The organism is uncultured Candidatus Kuenenia sp., from assembly GCF_900696675.1.
Classification (GTDB): domain Bacteria; phylum Planctomycetota; class Brocadiia; order Brocadiales; family Brocadiaceae; genus Kuenenia; species Kuenenia stuttgartiensis_A.
In genome coordinates this window covers 1-1,519 of sequence record NZ_CAADGZ010000270.1, presented here as the reverse complement: position 1 = coordinate 1,519, position 1,519 = coordinate 1, and the positions used below count along the sequence as shown (strand labels likewise).

Sequence of the window (1,519 nt, the reverse complement as noted above, 5' to 3'; positions counted from 1 at the left end):
GTATTTATAGGGTTATAAAGGATTTGTATTAATAAATAGGCCATTTATTCTGCGACTACATATTATTTTGAATTTGTGGAAACCCGCTTAAAATAAGGATTTTGTTGAAATCTTTCCGGAAAGGGGGTTATAATGCACGCACTATCTTCCCCTATAATTTTTTTACCTATTTTTATAAGGACAATACCTATGAAAAAAAGGAACCCTTTTTTTATCTTTTCGATAGTGCTTTCATTTCTATTCGGTTTTGCATTTTCCTCATTTGCACAGGAACACAAAGACACACCATCCGGCAAAGCCGTCAATCAAAAGATCAAAAAACTCCAAATACCGTTTATTGCCAATGAAGGACAGGCAGATGAAAAGGTTGCATATTATGCCAACACCTTTGGCGGGACAGTCTTTGTTACGAAAGACGGAGAGATCGTATATTCACTGCCAAAAGGATCTGACGTTGAAAATACGGATTGTAGGGGCGAATTGCATTCGCCCTATATGATACACGATGCAGGATGCGGGATACACTATAATCACAAATCGTGCATCAAATCATGTAGGCTGGATGAAGCCTGTCCTGCGCCTGTCGAAGGAATGGAGCGCACCCAACAAATCAGCGATCCACATTCCCCAACCCCTAAATCCCAACCCCCGACCCCCAACACATTTTTGCAGGGAATTGCCTTAAAAGAAACGCTCATCGGCGCGAAAGTAAAGGAAATAAAAGGCGAAGACAAGTCGGCAACAAAGATAAATTACTTCAAAGGAAATGACCAAAAGAAGTGGAAATCCAATATTTCTACGTATGATGTGGTTAATCTTGGAGAAGTCTATAAGGGCATAGAATTAAAACTCAAGGCGTATGGAAACAACGTAGAAAAACTCTTTCACGTAAAACCTGGTGCCGACCCCAACCGGATAAAAATAAGACTGAGTGGCATACAACCCCCTGAATCCTCCTCAACAAAAGGAAGCTTGGCGAAATCCCCCTTAACAAAGGGGGGCAGGGGGGTTGTTTCACCTGACGTGTGGGTAAACGAACAAGGTGAGCTCGTAGCAGAAACCGAACTCGGCCCCGTAACATTCACAAAACCAATTGCCTATCAAGAAATAGATGGGAAAAGGGTGGAAGTGGAGGTGAAGTACGTGATTCGTGATTATGAACCAATAGCCGTAAAATACTCAATGAATACTGGCACGGATAACGGACACGTCTCACGGACATACGGCTTCGCCGTTGCTTCCTACGACAAGACAAAAGAACTTGTTATTGATCCTTTGCTGGCTTCTACTTACTTAGGTGGTTCTTCTGAAGATTATGCCCATGCAATTAGTTTAGATTCTGAGGAAAATGTTTATGTCGCTGGCTATACAGGTTCAACTGATTTTCCAATTACAGAAGGTAGTTATAGTGCATCATATTCAGGTGAAGATTATGACGTTTTTGTATCAAACCTAAATCCTGCAAACGATTTTCGCAATGCGAAAATCAGTATTTTCCACTACCAAGATTGGCAAAAAG

Annotated in this window: 1 protein-coding gene; it reads left to right on the top strand. The window is 41.2% G+C overall.

Annotated features, from left to right (window positions below; all coding sequences use genetic code 11):
* Positions 1-189: 189 nt before the first annotated feature.
* Positions 190-1,519, top strand: a 1,330-nt coding sequence (locus QZT26_RS17575) for an SBBP repeat-containing protein (RefSeq protein WP_295104041.1), incomplete at its 3' end; no start/stop codon positions are given.